This is a genomic window from Eudoraea chungangensis, assembly GCF_029360665.1.
In the GTDB taxonomy this organism is placed as follows: Bacteria; Bacteroidota; Bacteroidia; order Flavobacteriales; family Flavobacteriaceae; genus Eudoraea; species Eudoraea chungangensis.
This window is the reverse complement of the sequence record NZ_JARDUB010000001.1, coordinates 415879-434478: the sequence shown is the minus strand read 5'-3', so window position 1 is coordinate 434478 and position 18600 is coordinate 415879. Positions and strand designations below refer to the sequence as shown.

Here is an 18600-nt window from a genome sequence, read left to right as displayed (position 1 = left end):
TCCCATGCCTCTTTACAAAACTATAACAGTAACTCCCCAGGTCAAATTATATGTTTGGAAGGTCGATGAGGCGGAATTCGAGCTGAAGAAAGACTTGGTACTTTCAATCGGCTCGGATCATAGACTAAAAGGGATGAAATCGGAAATGCATAGAAGAGCCTACCTGAGTATAAGACATTTGCTGGCCTTAGCAGGGTACTCCGATGGGGATCTTTTTTATGATTCTTCAGGAAAACCACACCTTCGGGATGGGGGGCATATATCTATCAGCCATTCTTTTCAGTATACTGGGATTATTGTAAGTTATAAACAAGAGGTAGGAATTGATATTGAAAAACAAAGATCAAAAATTCTAAGAATTGCACATAAGTTTACAACTTTTACTGTTCAAGGAAAAATACCCAATGAGCAGAATTTTGTTAGGAAGCTTACCATATTATGGGGTGCTAAAGAGTCACTTTATAAAATTTACGCTACGTCGGGATTGAGTTTTTTAAAGAACATATTTATTGCCGACTTTAACATGGAGCAAAAGAAAGACACTACGGCTTATATAAAGTATGGTAAAAACCAAGCCTCTTATTTTATTTATTTTTTTGAGTTTGATGGATTTACCTGTGTTTATGCCTTACAAAGTTTTGAAAATCTGCTAAATAAAAAAACTCTAAAAAAACTATTCCTATGAATATATCCGTTGAATTAACCCTTACCCCACTTCAGAAAGATTACGAACCTCATATTATAAATTTTATAAAGAAATTAAGGTCTTCTGGTTTTGAAGTTTTAGAAAACCCGCTGAGTACACAAATCTTTGGAGAATATGATGAGGTTATGAATCTATTACAAGGAGAAATAAAAGAATCTCTGGAATTAATGGAAGCAGGTTTATTGTATATGAAAATAGTTAAAACCGATCGCAGTGATTATGAGCCACATTTTTGATTGGATTTTTGCGCAATACCAGGATACGGAAACGTATTTGATTATACTGGAGTTAATCGCAGTCTTCTTTGGATTTTTAAGTGTTTGGTACGCTAAAAAAGAAAATATACTAGTCTTCCCTACAGGAATTATTAGCACGGGTATTTTTGTTTATATTCTCTGGCTTTTTGGTTTATTGGGAGACATGCTTATCAATGCTTACTACTTTATTATGAGTATTGTAGGGTGGTATTATTGGACTAGAAAAGTAGACAAAAAACATTATATACCTATTACCACTTGCAGTGCTAAAGAGCAAAACTGGGGAATGCTGTTGTTTGTTGGCACGCTTTTCTTTGTGGGATTTGTCTATTTTGTTTTTGACAAATTCAATAGTTGGACAGCCTATGTAGATACTATTACCACGGCAATATTTTTCGTTGGAATGTGGTTGATGGCCAAGAAGAAGTTAGAGAATTGGGTTTTCTGGATTATTGGAGATATTATCTCCGTTCCCTTATATTTGTACAAAGGATTAGTTTTCAGTTCTTTGCAATACTTTTTGTTTACAATAATCGCTATTTATGGTTATATGGAATGGAAGAAAAACTTAGACAAAAGCCCAGTAAGCTTGTTAAGGTAGTTTTATTTGGACCAGAATCTACTGGGAAAACTACGCTTTCAAAAGAGTTAGCTGCTTATTATAATACCAACTGGGTTCCCGAATATGCCAGAACCTACCTGCAAGATAAATGGGATAAGGAGGCAAAACCATGTGAACCTCATGACCTAATTCCTATTGCTATAGGGCAGATTGATTCTGAAAACATCCTTACTGAATCCTCTAAAGAATTACTAATTTGTGACACCGATCTTTTAGAAACTAAAGTATATTCTGAGGCCTATTACCTGGGATTTTGTGATCCCCTTTTGGAAAAGTACGCTTTGTTAAATTCATATGACCTTTATTTATTAACATCTATTGATATTCCATGGGAAAAGGATGACCTTCGTGACAAACCCTTGGAAAGAGAAAAAATGTTTCAACATTTTAGGAATTCCTTAGAAGAGAACGGTAAAGAATATCTAATACTACAAGGAAATAAAGAAAAAAGAAGAAAAACAGCTATTACAGCAATTGATAAATTATTGAAAAGATGATCCATTTAACCGAAAATGACATACTCCTTTTAGAAGAAAAGAAGATTTCAATTGAAAAGATAAAAAAACAAACGGAGATGTTCAAAGAGGGGATTCCCTTTGTTACGCTGAAAAGACCAGCAGTTATTTCTGATGGTATAGTCAAAGCCGATGCGGATTATGAGGCAGCCGTGATTGATTATTATGATTCCTTTAAAGAACGTCTAAATATTATAAAATTTGTGCCTGCTTCTGGTGCCGCCTCTAGAATGTTCAAAGCACTTTTTAATTTTTTAGAAGATTATAAGCCCGAGGAGGAGGATCTTTCCACATATCTTGAAAAACCTGAAAATAGTGAGATTTCTAAGTTTCACGCAGGTGCCGAAAGGTTTCCTTTTTATAAGCTTGTTCTAGACAGGCTTGGAGAAAAGTATACTTCCGGATTATCCGAGGGCGCTAAATTATATGCCTTTGTGAGTGAAATGCTTTATCCTCAAGGATTGAATTATGGTTTTTATCCAAAGGGAATGTTGCCTTTTCACCAGTATTCGGATCATAGCGCCACCCCTTTTGAAGAGCATTTAAAAGAAGCTTCTGACTATGTTGAAGTGGGTAATAATGCCATATTGCATTTTACAATTTCCGAACAACATGTTTCGCTATTTGAAAATGCAATTAGAGAAATAGCTCCAAAAGTTTCGGAGAAGACTGGAACACAGTTTAAGGTCTCTTATTCCTTTCAAAAATCATCTACTGATACGGTTGCCGTTACCCTGGAAAATGAATTTTTTAGAAATGATGATAATTCCATGCTTTTTAGACCTGGTGGCCATGGGGCACTCATTGAAAATTTAAATGAATTGGATGCGGACATTGTTTTTATTAAAAATGTAGATAATGTTGTTGTTTCTCGTTTCGCTTCTGAGATTAGTAGAAGTAAGAAAGTATTAGGAGGGTTGCTTTTAAAGCTTCAGCAGCAGGCTTTTAAATTTGCAGCACTTTTAGAGGAAGGCAATATTAATGGAGATGATTTAGTAGAAATTATGAACTTTCTAGAAAATAAATTAAATGTTTGCTTTGTGGAAAATTTCTCCGGTTTTACCTTGTCAGATCAGATTGAAATTTTAAAAGACAAAATCAATAGACCTATCAGGGTCTGTGGAATGGTCAAAAATGAAGGTGAACCTGGAGGCGGACCTTTTTGGATTAAGGATACACATGACCATATTTCTCTTCAAATCGTAGAATCTGCGCAAGTAAATTTAGAGAATGAGAACCAGTTGTCTATTTTTAAGGGAGCAACCCACTTTAATCCGGTAGATTTGGTTTGTGGGATAAAGAATTACAAAGGAGAAAAGTATAATTTATTAAATTTTGTAGATACAAAACAGGGTTTTATAACACAAAAAACAAAAGACGGTAAGGACCTCAAGGCACTAGAATTACCAGGACTGTGGAATGGTGCAATGGCATTTTGGAATACTATTTTTATTGAGGTACCACTCATTACCTTTAATCCTGTAAAAACAGTGAACGATTTGCTTAAACCGGCTCATCAGGCAACGACTTAGTTTTTTTTTCGTATTTGCTATGATTTGTTCTTAGGCTATTGTAATTTTGTCTTGTCTCAAAGGGGTGCTGGATCTTCCTAGTAACAAGGTTTATCAGGAAGAAAAAGCTGAGATTATACCCAAGGAACCTGGGCAGGTAATGCTGCCAAGGGAGGTGAAAGTCACCATTTGGAATTTCCGTGACTTAGGAAATGCATTTTCAATTTTTATATGAATAGGGCCCCTTTTATTCGTAAACACTTTACGAATGAAGTATTTTATAATTGTATTTGCCTTGCTTTTGAATTTTTCAGTAATGGCCCAGAACAAGGAGCAAGACACTACTACAGCAAAAAAAATTGTCTTGGATGAAGTTCTTGTCTCAGCCGTAAGGGTAACCCAGGAATCGCCTGTCACTTTTTCTAATCTTACCAAGGAAGAATTGCAGCCAAGGAATTTGGGTCAGGACATTCCTGTATTGCTTAATTTCTTGCCGGCCGTTGTTTCTACCTCAGATGCGGGAGCAGGAATAGGCTATACCGGAATAAGGGTAAGAGGTAGCGACGCAACTAGAGTAAATGTTACGATAAACGGGATTCCTTACAATGACTCAGAATCTCATGGAACCTTTTGGGTAAATCTACCAGATTTTGCTTCTTCCACAGAGGACCTTCAATTGCAAAGAGGAGTAGGAACATCTACAAATGGTGCTGGAGCTTTTGGTGCCAGTTTAAATATTTTAACGGATGCTACTTCTGAAGAGGCCTATGGGCAAATTGCAAGTTCTTTTGGGAGTTTTAATACCTTTAGATCTAATCTTAAATTTAGTACTGGTCTGTTGAATGACCATGTTGAAATTTCCGGTAGACTCTCTAGGATTACCTCCGACGGTTATATAGACAGGGCTAGTTCAGAGTTAGACTCTTACTTTCTTCAAGGAAGTTATGTAGATGATAATACCTTAATCAAAGCAATTATATTTGGGGGTCACGAGATAACCTATCAATCTTGGTTTGGGATTGATGCGGAAACTTTAGCTTCGGATAGAACCTTCAACCCAGCTGGTCAATATACCGATGAGGCCGGCAATGTTCAGTTTTATGATAGAGAGGAAGACAACTATAAACAGAATCATTTTCAGTTACATTGGAATGAGACGCTGACGCCAAATTGGCGAACTAGCCTTTCTTTGCACTATACCAAGGGAAGGGGTTATTTTGAACAGTTTAGAGAAGATGACGATTTTGAGACCTATGGATTTACTCCTCTAATTGTTAATGGAGAACTGATAAACACTACAGATCTAATTAGAAGAAGATGGCTCGATAATGAATTTTATGGGACGGTATTCTCGGCGAACTATGAAAAAGACGCATTTAAAGTTATTCTAGGCGGTGGGTATAATATTTATGAAGGAGATCATTTTGGAGAGGTTATTTGGGCCCGTTACGCTTCTAATAGTATGATACGTGATAGATATTATGACGATAATTCGAGAAAGACAGATTTTAATTTTTTCGGAAAACTATATTATGATTTAACTGCAAAATGGAGACTATTCGGAGATCTTCAATATAGAAATGTGGGTTATACAGCCAATGGAGAGGAAACGGGAATAGTAGATGACACCTTTAACTTTTTTAATCCAAAAATGGGGGTCACATACGATCTTAACACGAATAACAATTTGTACTTTTCTTTTGCTGTTGCCAACAGGGAGCCCAATCGAAATGACTATGAAAACGGTAGTCCTAAACCAGAAACACTATACGATTTTGAGTTGGGCTGGAGGTATATAAGTCCTTCGGTACAATTAAATTCTAATTTGTATTATATGCGATACAAAGATCAGTTGGTGCTAACAGGAGAACTAAATGATGTTGGTGCTCCATTACGCGCAAATGTCGGAGATAGCTTTCGTCTGGGACTAGAAATTGATGCTCAGATAAGTTTGGGGCAGAAATTTGAACTTCAACCGAATATTGCCCTTAGTAGTAACAAAAATATAGATTTTGTATTTCAGAGAGACGGCGTATTGCAAGACCTAGGAAATACAAACATTTCTTTTTCTCCAGAAATTGTATTTGGCAATAGGTTTACGTTTAAACCTTTTAGGGAGTTAAGTATGTCATTATTGACTAAATATGTAGGAGAGCAATATATGGGGAATATTGATTCAGAAGGATCATTGCTGGAAGACTATACGCAAACCGATTTTAATATTCAGTACGTGATTGAAACCAACTCATTTATAAAAAGTATAGTAATTAACGGACTAGTAAATAATATTTTCAATGCTAAATATGTATCTAATGGTTACTTTTTTACCTATGATGATGACTTTACCAATCCCGGAAATATAGTTACCATAGAAGGAGCAGGTTATTACCCCCAGGCTACAATTAATTTTTTGTTGGGAGCTACGCTTAACTTTTAAGAGTGAAAACTAATGGAAACAGAGGTAAATCTTAGTTAGATATTACCACAGTATTGTTGTTAAAGGAGGTTTGGTAAAACAGTAAATCATAGTACTGTTGGCCATCATCTGGTCTGTTGGCCTGTTGCCCGTTAAATAAATTGTATTCATAACCCTCACATGAACAGGTAACGGTTTGTCCGTTTAGATCCATTGTTGAGCAATTATTAGGTGGATGGTTTGGGCAGCTCGCTTCCCATGCAATATATTGATCAAAGCCAGATTTCATAACAAAAGCACCACGAACGCCTACTCCTTGGTTGCCTACATATATGGCGTTGCCGATATTTGTCAGGGGGCTATATAGGGGCAAATTTAAGTTCATCTCAAAACGAAATCCTACCTCCTGTATATACGGGTTTCTATTGCCTTCGTCATTACTGCATGCCAGGATTAATATTAGGCTGAAGGCGTATAAAAGTCTTTTCATTCCAATCTAGTCATTGAATTACAATGACAAAATTGAACAAAATTTATGTATCTTTGCGTTAAATCCTCTTTAAAAAAGGGGATTTTCCTATTAGTTAAACCTCATTTTGAGATAGTATCCTATTTAATGTTCTAATAATAAGCTAGTTAAATCAGAATGGATGTTTATACTAATCCCACCTTTGGTGGGATTAATTGTTTAAGAGTAAAGAAAGTAAAGAAAGTAAAGATCGATCTAAAAAGTATATCATTATGAGTAAGGTTTCGTATTATACCAAAGATGGACTCCAAAGATTAAAAGAGGAACTCAATCAGTTGAGAGATATAGAAAGACCAAATGCTTCACAGGCAATAGCAGAGGCTAGAGATAAGGGAGATTTGTCGGAAAATGCTGAATACGATGCAGCTAAAGAAGCACAAGGTTTGTTAGAACTTAAAATTGCAAAGTTAGAAGAAACACTTGCAAATGCCAGATTGATAGATGAGTCTCAATTAGACGATACAAAGGTTTTGGTTTTATCGACCGTAAAGCTTAAAAACCAAAAGAATGGCATGACAATGACCTACACCTTGGTAGCCGAAAGTGAGGCAGATTTAAAATCTGGTAAAATCTCTGTTACTTCTCCTATTGGTAAAGGTTTGTTAGGAAAAGAGGTGGGAGATGTTGCAGAAATAAGCGTTCCTAACGGCACTCTGAAATTCGACATTCTAGAGATAAGCAGATAAAGAATATGAATATTTGTATATTTAATCCTGTCTTATTGATGGGATTTTTTTATTCAAGATATTATGGCAACCATTTTTAGTAAGATTATTTCTGGTGATATACCTGCTTATGTAGTTGCGGAAGATCAAGATTTCCTGGCATTTCTAGATATTAATCCCAATGCTAAAGGACATACGCTTTGTATTCCCAAGTTAGAAATTGACAAAATTACGGATATGGATGAGTCCCTCTATCTGAGGCTAATGGCATTTTCTCGCAGAGTAGCCCTTGCATTAGAGAAAGCAGTTAGCTGTAAAAGGATTGGTTTTAGTGTTATTGGTTTGGAAGTACCCCATGTACACGTTCATCTTATTCCCTTAAACTCTATGGCGAATGCTACTTTTCAAAATAAAGTTGCTTTGCAGGAAAAGGAGTTTACAGAAATCGCAAATAAGATTAAAGCAGAGTTTATATAATTCCCGCATTAAGTAGATAAGCCAATATCCCTATTAGGACAATTGGGATAAACAATAGTAGGTAGAATACCCAAGAATAAACTGTTTTTTTAGGTTCCGGACTAAGCATTTTCTGATAATATTCAAAAATCCTCTCAATGTCTTCCGTCCAATTTACTGGATATATGAGACTATTGCAAGTATTACAAAGTAGCTGATGACTAATATCATTCGTTATTTTGTGATAAAAAGTGGTATAAAGGTGTTTTTGAAAAAAGGACAGCGTCATATCCTGATTAAAACACTCAGGGCAGTTATTAGTGATTTCGGCTTCCTTAATTTTAATAAGCTTTTCCTCAGACATAACTAATCGCTCTTTTTTAGGGTTATTTGCATTATGGTTCCCTCCTTTGTTGAAGAAAGCACCTTTATTTTCCCTTTGTGATATTCTTCAATTATTCTTCGAACTAATGACAGACCCAAGCCCCAACCTCGCTTTTTCGAAGTGACACCAGGATTAAAAATAGAATTGAAATCGCTTCTTGCTATCCCATGTCCTGTATCCGCCACCAAAATATTTACATATTTACCGTCAGGAATAATTTCTATAGCTATATTTCCTTTTCCTTTCATTGCATCGATACCGTTTTTCACGAGATTTTCTATGGTCCAATTGTATAAAGAACTATTAAGCTGAACAGGTAATTCGTTTATATGAGAGGTAAAACTAAAATTGATTAGTTGAGAACTTCTCAGTTTAAGATATTCAAAGGCATTTCGGGTTTCTTGTACTATGTCTTGCTCTTCTAATTTTGGGAGAGACCCAATTTTAGAAAATCTATCCGTTATATTTTGTAATCTATTTATATCCTTTTCAATCTCCTTTGTAATTTCAGAATTTATATTTTCTGCTTTTAATAATTCATTCCACCCCAACAGAGATGTTAATGGCGTTCCAATCTGATGTGCTGTTTCCTTAGCCATGCCTGCCCAAAGTTTGTTTTGCTCAGAGGCTTTGTTAGTTTTAAAGAAAAAGAAAATAACCGCTGCAAAAAGAAATATAATAAGTAATAAGGCAATAGGATAATATTTTAACTTATTTAGCACCTCGGAATTCCCATAATACAGGGTGGCTAAATGTTCTCCCTTGTAGTCTATATTGATTGGGGTGTTTTCTCTTTTAAATACCTCTATTTGCTTAAGTATATAAAGACTATCAGAAACTTTATCCTCAGGGAAATTATTGGTTCTTAAGGAGCCATCTATGTTCTCCAGAATCATGGGAGTGGAAGTGTTATTCTGAAATATTTTTACATGAAGATTGCCCAGATCTCTGTCTTCCGAAGATTGAAGTAGTTCCGATTGGGCTGTAGCCCAAATTTCCATTTTGTGTCTCTCTTCTTCCTTAAAATTCTTAAAAAAACTATTAGTATTCCACAGAATTAGACTTACGATAACGAAAGATGCTATCAATAAAATAAAATTAGTTGTCTTTTTTTGGGAATTTAAGTTCATTCCTTCTTTAATTGGCATTAAAGATAACAGAATTAGCACGAAAATGTTGTGTTGAATGGGATGCTAATTGTTTTAAATAGAATGCATTTTAGTTACCTTTGTTTAATGTCTAAAACGCAAACCTTTAGTCCTAAAGATATGCCAACGGCAGTCTTGCATTCGTATCTATTGGGGACTGTTGCTCCCAGGCCTATTGCCTTTGCAAGTACTATTGATATTAATGGTAAACCAAATCTTGCCCCATTTAGTTTTTTTAATGTTTTTAGCGCTAATCCTCCGATATTAATTTTTTCTCCGGCGCGAAGGGTTCGAAACAATACAACCAAAGACACTTTGGAGAACGTTTTTGAGGTTAAAGAAGTTGTAATAAATATTGTTAATTATGCCATGGTACAACAAATGTCCTTGGCAAGTACGGAGTATGAAACTGGAGTAAATGAGTTTGAAAAAGCAGGATTAACAATGTTAGCTTCGGATATGGTAAAACCATTTAGGGTGGCAGAATCCCCGGTACAGTTTGAGTGTGTTGTCACTAAGGTGGAGGCTTTGGGAAAAGATGGAGGTGCAGGAAATTTGGTATTTGCTGAAGTTGTTAAATTCCATATACATAAAGCTGTACTTGATGAAGAAAGCGGCTTGGATTTAGCTAGAATAGACCAAGTGGCCCGAATGGGGGCAAATTGGTATTGCAGGGCAAAAGAGGCCATGTTTGAAGTGCCTAAGCCCAATTCTAAGCTGGGAATAGGAATTGATACTATTCCTGAAGATATTAAAACTTTAGAGTTGTTAGATGGCAATGATTTAGGTAAATTGGGTAATATTGCTAAAATCCCTGCTGAGGAGGAGTTAGAAAATTTTGTACAGCTAGATGCTGAACTAGCTCTTTTATTACAAAAGGGAAATACTGAGAAGATCGTATTAAAGGCGAGAGAATTTTTAAATAATAATGATGTACATTCCGCGTGGATTGTACTTTTACTAAATAGACGAATAGATGGAAATTCAAGGAAAGATTAAATTAATAGATGAGACTAAAACATTTGGCAACAACGGTTTCAGAAAGCGAGAAGTGGTAGTAACTACAGAAGAACAATATCCTCAACATATCATGGTAGAGTTTGTACAGGATAAGTGCGACTTATTAAACAATTATTCTGTTGGGCAGGAGGTTAAAATTAGTATTAATCTTCGTGGTCGAGAATGGACTAATCCCCAAGGGGAAGTGAAGTATTTCAACTCTATTCAGGGCTGGCGTATTGAGGCGATACAAGGAGACACAACTGTAGGGCAAATGCCGCCTGTACCACCTATGGAAGCATTTGCTCCTGCAGATGACATTAATGAGGAGGATCATGACGATTTGCCCTTTTAAGGACTAACTAGATAAGTTCTAAGCCTCTTTTTATTAAGATTAAGCTTTTTGTATTTGGACAATAACGGAAGTAAAATCACCTTGCTAACCGAAGAGTTAGTGTTTCCACCAATAAGTCAGGCAACTAAAGACGGGTTGCTTGCAGTTGGGGGCGACTTATCGCCGGAACGCATTCTATTGGCTTATAAGTTGGGGATTTTCCCGTGGTTTAATGACGACTCTTTTATCTTATGGTGGAGCCCAGATCCAAGAACCGTTTTATTTCCAGAGAAAATAAGAATATCTAAAAGTATGCGAAAGCTTTTGTCACAAAATAGGTTTAGACTTAGCTTTAACACTGCTTTTAAGGAAGTAGTAAGGGCCTGTGCCTCAATTAAGAGAAAAGGGCAGGAAGGAAGTTGGATTACTACGGGAATAGAAAAGGCATATTATAAATTGCATGAAACGGGTTATGCAAAAAGCTACGAGGTATGGGAAAATGAAGCTCTTGTAGGTGGTCTATATGGGGTAGACTTGGGTAATGTATTTTGTGGTGAAAGTATGTTTTCAATTAAATCAAATGCGTCGAAATTTGCATTGATAAAGTTGGCTCAGGAGTTAGAAGACAAGCAATATAGTTTTATAGATTGTCAGCAACACAGTGCGCATTTAGAGAGTCTCGGGGCAGAAGAAATTTCTAGAGCAGAATTTATAAGGGTTTTAGAGAATAAAACTCCTTAATTTAATCAACATTAACTTTAGTATAAAACGTGGGCATAGTTAAATGGTAAAGACTTTTTCGACTCAATAAAATTACCATCTGCCGAGAACCAGTAATTATAATCTTCGTTGCCATTTTCCTTTTTCCCACGAACCATTAATTTGTAATTAACCGTGGGTAGTAAGAGATTTTGAAAGGCATCATTGAGGGTTTTGTCTACAGACTCTTGAGTCATGGATACATACTGCTGTTGAATTATTTTTACTTTGTACTTCTCGAAGTCTTCCTGCTCTAAATAACTAGTAATATTGGACCAGGAGTCATTAGGAACGTCTACCTCTTTTATGAGAATCTCTATATCTTCTGGTTCTCCTTTTTCATCAAATTCGATACTGTAGTTCAGCTTGTCTATTTTGAATTTGGCTTCATAACTTACCTTTAGACTGTCCTTTTCTCCATAGAAACGCATATTTTTTGGACCTTTCAGCTTATCTTCTAGAAATGTATGTGCATTTGAAGGGAATTGGCATTTCTTTATTCGATGTTCACGTTCATACTGATATTGCCCATTAGCAATATTTGTTGATAGTGCAAGGGTCAGGATTACGGTCAATAACTTATACTTCTTCATATCTAAAACAACTTGTTTCATGGTCATTTACCATCCCAGTAGCCTGCATATAGGCATAAATAACTGTGCTCCCTACAAATTTGAAACCTCTTTTTTTAAGATCCTTACTTACTGTATCGGAAAGAATTGTTTTTGAGGGTCCTTCTTTATAATTACTGATGGCATTTTTCACAGGATTATTATTTACAAAGCCCCATATGTAATTACTAAAACTCCCAAACTCTTCTTGAACCTTTAAAAAAGCTTGTGCATTAGATATAGTGGCTCGTATTTTTAATTTATTTCTAACTATTCCCGCATTTTGAAGTAATTCTTTAATTTTTTCATCTTCATATCGGGCAATTTTATGGTAGTCAAAACGGTCAAAAGCAGTTCTAAAATTCTCTCGTTTTTTAAGAATGGTTATCCAACTCAGGCCAGCCTGAAATGTTTCGAGAATTAAGAATTCAAATAAGATGGAGTCCTCTTTTACTGGTACCCCCCATTCTTTGTCATGATAAGCTTCATATAGCGGGTCACCTTCAGACCATCCGCAGCGCTTCAACACCCTATTCATTTTTCATATTTAACTAAAGATAAGGATATGTTTAAATATTGAAAATTTCTTAGACAAACTGTATATTTTTCTTGATGTTTTTAATCTGATTATCATCCATATAGATAATGGGCATGGCATAAAACACAGGCATGGAACTTGTGAAGTTAGTTTTGAGTACCTCATTAATTTCATTGAAAAGCAAAGCTTTAGTCTGTCCTACAATCAAAAAGTATTGATTGGCGGTGATTTTTTTGGTAAACTTATTGAGTGTATAGATTTCTTTTTTGGAAAGCATTGCATCTAGAAGTAAGCTTTTAGTTAAGAGTATTTCTATGATACTTTGGGCCTGTTTCTCTTGCTCTGAAATAATATGGAGTACAATCATAAGCCAGGGGATTTAAAGAAGAAGGCACCGACAAATGAGAACAGTAAACACTTAAAGAAGTCAGATTAAGAGTTGTCGGTGCCGTGTATGAGCTTATTTTATTTTCTTTTTCAAAGGCTGGGAATTGGTTTAGTATTATTAATATTTTCCCGTATAAGTTCCGCTTTAACCATTGGATATAAATTATAGAAATCCCGGCCATCTTCTCTTCTTAGAATCAAATGTATTCTTCCATTGTTTTGTACTTCTGCGCTTTCAATAATCAAAGATTGACCATATATATTTATAGTTCGCTCAACACTTCCTTTTCTATAAATAGAAGTAAATAAATCGTTTGGAAGTGTAATGTTTTTGATACGAGGCATATTTTTCAACGCAACATCATTATGCATAACCTGTAATGGTTGTAAATACCCAAAATCATAGGTGCTAACGGCTACGATACTTTGCTGCCCTTTGATGGAGAAGCTTAGCAGAATAAACGTTAATATCATACCTAATCTTTTCATGTTTAAGAGATCTTTTGTGCATCACTTTCAACAAATATAAGATTGTAGCGCATAAAAAGTAGTAAAACATCGTTAAAATAAAGTTAAACTATTATTATATGATAGTAATACTATTATATTTGACAAATTTTAAGAATCAACCTATGGAGAAATTATTGCAATCGGTCAGAATATCAATAAATGATAAACTCTATGTTAAAGATCCCGAATCCTCTAATCTTGGGAAGAGAATTATCAAAGAAAGTATAATCATGATCCATGAAATTGGTTTCGAAAGTTTTACTTTCAAAAAACTGGGGACAGAGATAGGAAGCAACGAAAGTTCCATATACAGATATTTCGAAAATAAGCATAAGCTCTTGCTTTATTTGGCTTCATGGTATTGGGGATGGCTAGAGTATCAACTTGTATTTGCCACCAACAGTATTCCTGATCCCAGTGCAAAACTGGATAGGGCTATTGAAATAATGACCAGAGCCACTGAAATTGACACTGCCTTCACGCACATAGACGAGGTGATGTTAAACAAAATTGTGATTAACGAATATTCCAAATCTTATTTAACAAAAGAAGTGGATCAGGAAAACAAAGATGGTTATTTTGTGATTTACAAAAGACTTGTTAACCGGATGAGCACCATGATGACAGACGTAAATCCGTCTTATCCTTACCCATCGAGTCTTGCAAGTAGTCTCTTGGAAGGGGCCCTGCATCAGTACTTCTTAATGGACCACTTTAATTCTTTAACCAACTGCACCGCCAAGAATACTCCTACAGAATATTTCAAGCACTTGGTATTTCATGCTTTAAAAGACTAAAACCTATGTCGAAAAACATACTTACTGCCTGGCAACGTTTACTGGGCCTACTAAAGCTGGACAAAAAAGACATATTGCAGGTCTTTTACTACGCTATTTTTGCTGGAGTAGTTAACCTCTCCCTTCCTTTGGGAATTCAGGCTATTATAAATCTGATTCAAGGAGCACAGGTAAGTACTTCATGGATTATACTGGTTGTCTTAGTTACTCTAGGAGTAGCTTTTGGGGGAATACTGCAGCTTATGCAAATTCGAATTATCGAGAATGTTCAGCAAAAAATATTTACCCGATCTTCTTTTGAATTTGTTTATAGATTTCCTAAAATTAAGATGGGTGAGCTACTGAACTATTACCCGCCAGAATTGGCCAATCGCTTTTTTGACACTCTAAATGTTCAAAAAGGTCTATCAAAAATATTGATTGATTTTCCTGCAGCGCTTTTACAAATTATTCTAGGACTACTGCTTCTGTCTTTTTACCATCCTTTTTTTATTATTTATGGTATTTTACTCTTACTCCTAATATACATTGTTTTTAAGTTTACAGCACAACGAGGGCTTGAGACTAGCCTCGAAGAGTCTAAAAATAAATATAAGGTAGCCCATTGGATTCAAGAAATCGCCAGGTCCATTGTAAGTTTTAAACTCTCTGGCAAATCTAATCTGGCCATGAGCAAGAATGATGTACTTGTGGCCAAATACCTTGACGCACGGGAAAGTCATTTTAAAATTTTAGTCATTCAGTTTATCCAAATGATTGGATTTAAGGTTTTGGTTACAGTAGGTCTTTTACTCATTGGCGGAATATTGGTCCTGAATCAGGAAATGAATATTGGGCAGTTTGTGGCTGCAGAGATCATTATCCTATTGGTAATAAGTTCTGTTGAGAAGTTAATACTTGGACTGGAAACCTTCTATGATTTGTTAACTTCTTTGGAAAAGTTAGGACAGGTGGTAGACAAGGAATTAGAACCCCAGGATGGAGAAAGGCCTTTTAAATCTGATGAAGCATTTACCGTGGAGTTAGACGAGGTGAGCTATAATGTCCCAGGAAGAGAAAAGCAGATTATAGATGAGTTATCTCTAACCATTACACCCGGATGTACCATATTAATCCAAGGAAGTTCTGGATCTGGAAAATCAACTCTATTAAGATTAATTGCGGGTATTATTGAACCGGACAAGGGAAATATCTATGTGAACAATGTATCCCTAAAAACCATTAATTTAAATTATTACCGCTCGCATATAGGAAAGTCTCTTCTGGAGGAATCTCCTTTTGAAGGAAGTATATTAGAGAACATTACTTTCGGCGATAAAACCATTAAGGAAGAGGAGGTTTACTGGGCTTTGGAGAAAACGGGTCTGATCGACTTTGTTAAGAACCAGCCAAATGGATTAAATACCATGCTATATCCTGAGGGGCAGCAAATCCCTTATGTGGTTTCTAAAAAAATTGTTTTGGCGCGGAGTATTGTAAAAAAGCCCAAAATGTTAATTCTCAAAGACCCTTTGGATCATTTCAATTCAGGAGAAATCAAAGAAATAATGGAGTTCTTGGCCGATAGAAATAATCCCTGGGCACTGGTAGTTGTGAGTCAGAATCCGTTGTGGGAGCAAAAATGTACTACTATTTTAACCATGGAGAAAGGCAAAATAAAAAATCAAAGTTAGAAGTCATGCTAAACATTTCACCCAATAAACTAAATCAGAAAGTTGATCTGAGTGGTTTTAGTTCGTCCGAGAAGGTTTTTCATACGAAGTATTATAAACACTTTAATCGGTTTCTTTTGATTTTTGCAATTATAGGTTTTATTGTACTCTTTTTGCCATGGACTCAAAATGTCTCAGGGAGTGGATTTTTAACTACTTTAAAACCCGATCAAAGACCTCAAACCATACAATCTCCTATCCCCGGAAGAATAGAAAAATGGTATGTAAAAGAGGGCGATTACGTGAGTAAGGGGGATACGATACTTTTTATTTCAGAAATAAAGAATGAGTACTTCGATCCCAACTTAGTGGAGAGAACGGGGCAACAAATCAGGGCCAAATCTAGCGCGGTAACCTCCTATGAGGGAAAGGTAAAAGCACTTAATAACCAAATACAGGCTTTAGGTACAGAGAGGACCTTGAAGTTAGAGCAGGCAAGAAATAAGTTACTACAGGCCCATTTAAAAGTAGAGAGTGACAGTATAGATCTGGAGGCTGCAAAAACGAATATTACGATCGCTCAGAGACAATACAGACGTGTATTGCAACTAGAAAATGAAGGTCTAAAATCTGTTACAGATGTAGAAGGGAAAAGATTAAAACTTCAAGAGACCCAGGCGAAACTCATTTCACAAGAAAATAAACTCTTGGCAGCGAGGAATGAAGTAATCAATGCCGAAGTAGAAATTAACAGGGTTCGTGCAGAGTATACAGACAAAATCTCAAAAGCAGAAAGTGATATGTTTACGGCTCAATCCAATCAATTTGATTCTGAAGCCCAGGTAACCAAGCTCGAAAACGAGTTCACTAACTATTCGATGCGGAATGATATGTATTACATCAAGGCGCCTCAAAATGGTTTTATAAACAAAGCAATCAAAACTGGCGTTGGTGAAACTTTTAAAGAAGGAGAGCAGCTTGTGGGAATTATGCCTGCCGATTATGAGATGGCGGTAGAAACTTTTGTAAGACCAATTGATTTGCCCCTTATGCATTTGGGGGAAGAAGTTAGAATACAGTTTGACGGTTGGCCCGCTATTGTTTTTAGTGGATGGCCAAACGTGTCTTATGGAACGTATGGGGGCAAGGTGGTAGCAATTGAAACGTTTATAAGTGATAATGGAAAGTACAGGATACTCTTAGCTCCTGATGCAAATGATCACCAATGGCCAAAAGACTTAAGGGTGGGTTCCGGTGCATATACCATAGCTTTATTGGAAGACGTTCCTATTTGGTTTGAGCTTTGGCGACAACTAAACGGATTCCCTCCGAACTACTACCAACCCAATGCTGATATGGCAAAATCTAAGAAAAAGTAATATGAAAAGATCCTGCTTCTTACTTATTCTTTTTTGTGCTATTTCCTTGAGTGCTCAGGTAAATGATACCTTGGTTTTAAGTTTTAATGAGTTTTTGGGATATGTAAAAAAGTACCATCCCATTGCCCGGCAGGCGGAGTTGCAAATTGGCATAGGACAAGCAAATCTCATGCGATCAAGAGGGGGGTTCGATCCTAAGATTGAAGTAGACTACGACAGGAAGCAATTTAAAGGGATTGAATATTACGATCGCCTAAATGCCACCTTTAAAATACCTACCTGGTATGGAATTGAACTGAAAGGTAGTTTTGAACAGAATGAAGGAGAATTTCTAAATCCGGATCAGTTTTTACCAGAAGACGGCTTATTTAGTGCAGGTGTTTCTGTTTCGGTCTTACAAGGAATTTGGATTAATGAGAGAATGGCGACTTTAAAACGAGCAAAATACTTTAAAGAGCAGACTATCGCGGACAGAGACTTGCTGGTGAATGAAATCCTTTTTAATGCTTCTGTGGCCTATTTCGATTGGTTACAGGCCTATCGAAACAAGAAAGTATATGAGAGTTTTGTAGACAATGCAAATAATAGGTTGGAAGGAATCAGACGAAGTGCCGAAGCTGGAGATATAGCTTCCATTGATGTTGTGGAAGCAAAAATTGCTTTCCAAGATAGGCAATTGAGTTACGAACAAGCTAAGGTAGACTTAACTAACAAGGCGTTGGAGCTTTCTAGTTTTTTATGGATGGAAGATAATATCCCTGTAGAGCTTCAGCCCAATGTTATTCCTAATATTAGGATTAACAAAGAAGTAGATATTACTTTAGAAATAATGGGCAAACCACTGGACAGTTTTTCTTTAGAGAATCATCCTAAAATAAAATCCCTTGGTTTTAAACTGGCGGGATTAGAAGTCGATAAAAAACTAAAAGCCAATAAATTGCTCCCGAGGATTGATTTAGAATATAATTTTCTAACCGAGACCCCGGAATTCATCAATTCGTATGAAACTAACCAGTATAAAGGGGGAATAAACTTTCGATTTCCACTCTTTTTGCGAAAGGAACGCGGAGACCTAAAACTCGCAAAGTTTAAACTAAACGATACCCAATTTGAATTGGACAATGCACAAATTGAAATCAGGAATAAGGTTCTGGCAATATACTCGGCATTAGACTCCTATCAGGTGCAAAACTCTTTAATTAAAGATATAGTTAGCGACTATAATACCCTCCTAGCTGCAGAGGAGAGAAAATTTGATTTTGGGGAAAGTTCTTTATTCTTAATAATTAGTAGAGAAAGTAAATTAATTGATAGTGAATTGAAACAAAATGAAGTACAGAATAAATTCTTAGCAGCTAAGGCAAAACTATTCCGAAGCCTCGCTATTAATCCTGAAAATCTATAGCAATAATACAATAGTCTGG

At 36.0% G+C, this 18600-nt stretch carries 22 protein-coding genes; 15 read left to right on the top strand and 7 right to left on the bottom strand.

What is annotated here, in order from left to right; genetic code table 11:
- Nucleotides 1-4 precede the first annotated feature (4 nt).
- The 6 genes from PXG98_RS01920 (at nt 5) to PXG98_RS01895 (ending at nt 6048) form a co-directional block, all read left to right on the top strand.
- The gene (locus PXG98_RS01920) at nt 5-685 is read left to right on the top strand and encodes a 4'-phosphopantetheinyl transferase family protein (protein ID WP_276388712.1); all 681 of its coding nucleotides are present in this window, start codon (nt 5-7) and stop codon (nt 683-685) included.
- Entirely contained in the window at nt 682-942 is a 261-nt protein-coding gene (locus PXG98_RS01915) for a thiamine-binding protein (protein ID WP_276388711.1), read from the top strand. Before PXG98_RS01920 ends, PXG98_RS01915 begins: the two co-directional genes overlap by 4 nt.
- A complete protein-coding gene (gene pnuC, locus PXG98_RS01910) occupies nt 926-1564 on the top strand; it encodes a nicotinamide riboside transporter PnuC (RefSeq protein ID WP_276388710.1) in 639 nt (212 codons plus the stop codon). The genes PXG98_RS01915 and pnuC overlap by 17 nt, the downstream gene beginning before the upstream one ends.
- Nucleotides 1519-2082 carry an ATP-binding protein gene (locus PXG98_RS01905; RefSeq protein ID WP_276388709.1) on the top strand — a complete coding sequence of 188 codons (564 nt, stop codon included), beginning with the start codon at nt 1519-1521 and terminating at the stop codon, nt 2080-2082. The genes pnuC and PXG98_RS01905 overlap by 46 nt, the downstream gene beginning before the upstream one ends.
- Complete coding sequence (locus PXG98_RS01900; RefSeq protein WP_276388708.1) at nt 2079-3632, top strand: DUF4301 family protein; 1554 nt, start codon at nt 2079-2081, stop codon at nt 3630-3632. The genes PXG98_RS01905 and PXG98_RS01900 overlap by 4 nt, the downstream gene beginning before the upstream one ends.
- Nucleotides 3633-3879: 247 nt before the next feature.
- Entirely contained in the window at nt 3880-6048 is a 2169-nt protein-coding gene (locus PXG98_RS01895; RefSeq protein WP_276388707.1) for a TonB-dependent receptor, read from the top strand.
- A gap of 31 nt (nt 6049-6079) precedes the next feature.
- Here PXG98_RS01895 and PXG98_RS01890 read toward each other — a convergent pair whose 3' ends face one another.
- A complete protein-coding gene (locus PXG98_RS01890) occupies nt 6080-6517 on the bottom strand; it encodes a Rieske (2Fe-2S) protein (protein WP_276388706.1) in 438 nt (145 codons plus the stop codon).
- Between the two features lie 251 nt (nt 6518-6768).
- Here PXG98_RS01890 and greA point away from each other — a divergent pair, with 251 nt between their 5' ends.
- Together greA and PXG98_RS01880 are read left to right on the top strand one after the other, a co-directional pair.
- Nucleotides 6769-7242: a transcription elongation factor GreA gene (gene greA, locus PXG98_RS01885; protein WP_276388705.1), complete on the top strand. Its 474-nt coding sequence runs from the start codon at nt 6769-6771 to the stop codon at nt 7240-7242.
- A 63-nt stretch (nt 7243-7305) separates the two neighbouring features.
- A complete protein-coding gene (locus tag PXG98_RS01880) occupies nt 7306-7698 on the top strand; it encodes an HIT family protein (protein WP_276388704.1) in 393 nt (130 codons plus the stop codon).
- Here the strand turns inward: PXG98_RS01880 and PXG98_RS01875 are convergent.
- Together PXG98_RS01875 and PXG98_RS01870 are read right to left on the bottom strand one after the other, a co-directional pair.
- Nucleotides 7691-8041 (bottom strand): hypothetical protein, encoded by a 351-nt coding sequence (locus PXG98_RS01875; RefSeq protein ID WP_276388703.1) that lies wholly within the window; start codon nt 8039-8041, stop codon nt 7691-7693. The two genes, PXG98_RS01880 and PXG98_RS01875, sit on opposite strands and share 8 nt — an antisense overlap.
- 2 nt (nt 8042-8043) lie before the next feature.
- Complete coding sequence (locus tag PXG98_RS01870; protein ID WP_276388702.1) at nt 8044-9192, bottom strand: sensor histidine kinase; 1149 nt, start codon at nt 9190-9192, stop codon at nt 8044-8046.
- A gap of 105 nt (nt 9193-9297) precedes the next feature.
- Between PXG98_RS01870 and PXG98_RS01865 the strand changes: the two genes are divergently transcribed.
- Genes PXG98_RS01865 through aat form a run of 3 tightly spaced genes read left to right on the top strand, consistent with a single transcriptional unit; the run spans nt 9298 to nt 11284 of the window.
- Nucleotides 9298-10209, top strand: coding sequence for a flavin reductase family protein (locus tag PXG98_RS01865; RefSeq protein ID WP_276388701.1), 912 nt, complete (start codon nt 9298-9300; stop codon nt 10207-10209).
- On the top strand, nt 10187-10564 hold the full coding sequence (locus tag PXG98_RS01860) for a DUF3127 domain-containing protein (RefSeq protein WP_276388700.1): 378 nt from the start codon (nt 10187-10189) through the stop codon (nt 10562-10564). Before PXG98_RS01865 ends, PXG98_RS01860 begins: the two co-directional genes overlap by 23 nt.
- 54 nt (nt 10565-10618) lie before the next feature.
- Nucleotides 10619-11284 (top strand): leucyl/phenylalanyl-tRNA--protein transferase, encoded by a 666-nt coding sequence (gene aat / locus PXG98_RS01855; RefSeq protein ID WP_420909529.1) that lies wholly within the window; start codon nt 10619-10621, stop codon nt 11282-11284.
- Between the two features lie 17 nt (nt 11285-11301).
- Here aat and PXG98_RS01850 read toward each other — a convergent pair whose 3' ends face one another.
- The 4 genes from PXG98_RS01850 to PXG98_RS01835 form a co-directional block, all read right to left on the bottom strand.
- Entirely contained in the window at nt 11302-11895 is a 594-nt protein-coding gene (locus PXG98_RS01850; protein WP_276388699.1) for a hypothetical protein, read from the bottom strand.
- Nucleotides 11882-12451 carry a DNA-3-methyladenine glycosylase I gene (locus PXG98_RS01845; protein WP_276388698.1) on the bottom strand — a complete coding sequence of 190 codons (570 nt, stop codon included), beginning with the start codon at nt 12449-12451 and terminating at the stop codon, nt 11882-11884. The genes PXG98_RS01850 and PXG98_RS01845 overlap by 14 nt, the downstream gene beginning before the upstream one ends.
- Nucleotides 12452-12500: 49 nt before the next feature.
- On the bottom strand, nt 12501-12818 hold the full coding sequence (locus tag PXG98_RS01840; protein WP_276388697.1) for a hypothetical protein: 318 nt from the start codon (nt 12816-12818) through the stop codon (nt 12501-12503).
- A gap of 110 nt (nt 12819-12928) precedes the next feature.
- On the bottom strand, nt 12929-13312 hold the full coding sequence (locus PXG98_RS01835; RefSeq protein ID WP_276388696.1) for a hypothetical protein: 384 nt from the start codon (nt 13310-13312) through the stop codon (nt 12929-12931).
- 158 nt (nt 13313-13470) lie between these two features.
- On the opposite strand from PXG98_RS01835, the gene PXG98_RS01830 reads away from it, so the two are divergent.
- Genes PXG98_RS01830 through PXG98_RS01815 form a run of 4 tightly spaced genes read left to right on the top strand, consistent with a single transcriptional unit; the run spans nt 13471 to nt 18581 of the window.
- Nucleotides 13471-14145, top strand: coding sequence for a TetR/AcrR family transcriptional regulator (locus PXG98_RS01830; protein WP_276388695.1), 675 nt, complete (start codon nt 13471-13473; stop codon nt 14143-14145).
- A gap of 5 nt (nt 14146-14150) precedes the next feature.
- Entirely contained in the window at nt 14151-15818 is a 1668-nt protein-coding gene (locus PXG98_RS01825; protein ID WP_276388694.1) for a peptidase domain-containing ABC transporter, read from the top strand.
- 5 nt (nt 15819-15823) lie between these two features.
- The gene (locus PXG98_RS01820; RefSeq protein WP_276388693.1) at nt 15824-17176 is read left to right on the top strand and encodes an HlyD family secretion protein; all 1353 of its coding nucleotides are present in this window, start codon (nt 15824-15826) and stop codon (nt 17174-17176) included.
- Nucleotide 17177: 1 nt separating this feature from the next.
- Complete coding sequence (locus PXG98_RS01815; RefSeq protein WP_276388692.1) at nt 17178-18581, top strand: TolC family protein; 1404 nt, start codon at nt 17178-17180, stop codon at nt 18579-18581.
- The last annotated feature ends 19 nt before the right edge of the window (nt 18582-18600 follow it).

Coding starts and splice junctions, on each gene's coding strand:
- PXG98_RS01920 (WP_276388712.1), top strand. CDS start 5: ATGCCTCTTTACAAAACTATAACAGTAACTCCCCAGGTCAAATTATAT.
- PXG98_RS01915 (WP_276388711.1), top strand. CDS start 682: ATGAATATATCCGTTGAATTAACCCTTACCCCACTTCAGAAAGATTAC.
- pnuC (WP_276388710.1), top strand. CDS start 926: ATGAGCCACATTTTTGATTGGATTTTTGCGCAATACCAGGATACGGAA.
- PXG98_RS01905 (WP_276388709.1), top strand. CDS start 1,519: ATGGAAGAAAAACTTAGACAAAAGCCCAGTAAGCTTGTTAAGGTAGTT.
- PXG98_RS01900 (WP_276388708.1), top strand. CDS start 2,079: ATGATCCATTTAACCGAAAATGACATACTCCTTTTAGAAGAAAAGAAG.
- PXG98_RS01895 (WP_276388707.1), top strand. CDS start 3,880: ATGAAGTATTTTATAATTGTATTTGCCTTGCTTTTGAATTTTTCAGTA.
- PXG98_RS01890 (WP_276388706.1), bottom strand. CDS start 6,517: ATGAAAAGACTTTTATACGCCTTCAGCCTAATATTAATCCTGGCATGC.
- greA (WP_276388705.1), top strand. CDS start 6,769: ATGAGTAAGGTTTCGTATTATACCAAAGATGGACTCCAAAGATTAAAA.
- PXG98_RS01880 (WP_276388704.1), top strand. CDS start 7,306: ATGGCAACCATTTTTAGTAAGATTATTTCTGGTGATATACCTGCTTAT.
- PXG98_RS01875 (WP_276388703.1), bottom strand. CDS start 8,041: ATGTCTGAGGAAAAGCTTATTAAAATTAAGGAAGCCGAAATCACTAAT.
- PXG98_RS01870 (WP_276388702.1), bottom strand. CDS start 9,192: ATGAACTTAAATTCCCAAAAAAAGACAACTAATTTTATTTTATTGATA.
- PXG98_RS01865 (WP_276388701.1), top strand. CDS start 9,298: ATGTCTAAAACGCAAACCTTTAGTCCTAAAGATATGCCAACGGCAGTC.
- PXG98_RS01860 (WP_276388700.1), top strand. CDS start 10,187: ATGGAAATTCAAGGAAAGATTAAATTAATAGATGAGACTAAAACATTT.
- PXG98_RS01850 (WP_276388699.1), bottom strand. CDS start 11,895: ATGAAGAAGTATAAGTTATTGACCGTAATCCTGACCCTTGCACTATCA.
- PXG98_RS01845 (WP_276388698.1), bottom strand. CDS start 12,451: ATGAATAGGGTGTTGAAGCGCTGCGGATGGTCTGAAGGTGACCCGCTA.
- PXG98_RS01840 (WP_276388697.1), bottom strand. CDS start 12,818: ATGATTGTACTCCATATTATTTCAGAGCAAGAGAAACAGGCCCAAAGT.
- PXG98_RS01835 (WP_276388696.1), bottom strand. CDS start 13,312: ATGATATTAACGTTTATTCTGCTAAGCTTCTCCATCAAAGGGCAGCAA.
- PXG98_RS01830 (WP_276388695.1), top strand. CDS start 13,471: ATGGAGAAATTATTGCAATCGGTCAGAATATCAATAAATGATAAACTC.
- PXG98_RS01825 (WP_276388694.1), top strand. CDS start 14,151: ATGTCGAAAAACATACTTACTGCCTGGCAACGTTTACTGGGCCTACTA.
- PXG98_RS01820 (WP_276388693.1), top strand. CDS start 15,824: ATGCTAAACATTTCACCCAATAAACTAAATCAGAAAGTTGATCTGAGT.
- PXG98_RS01815 (WP_276388692.1), top strand. CDS start 17,178: ATGAAAAGATCCTGCTTCTTACTTATTCTTTTTTGTGCTATTTCCTTG.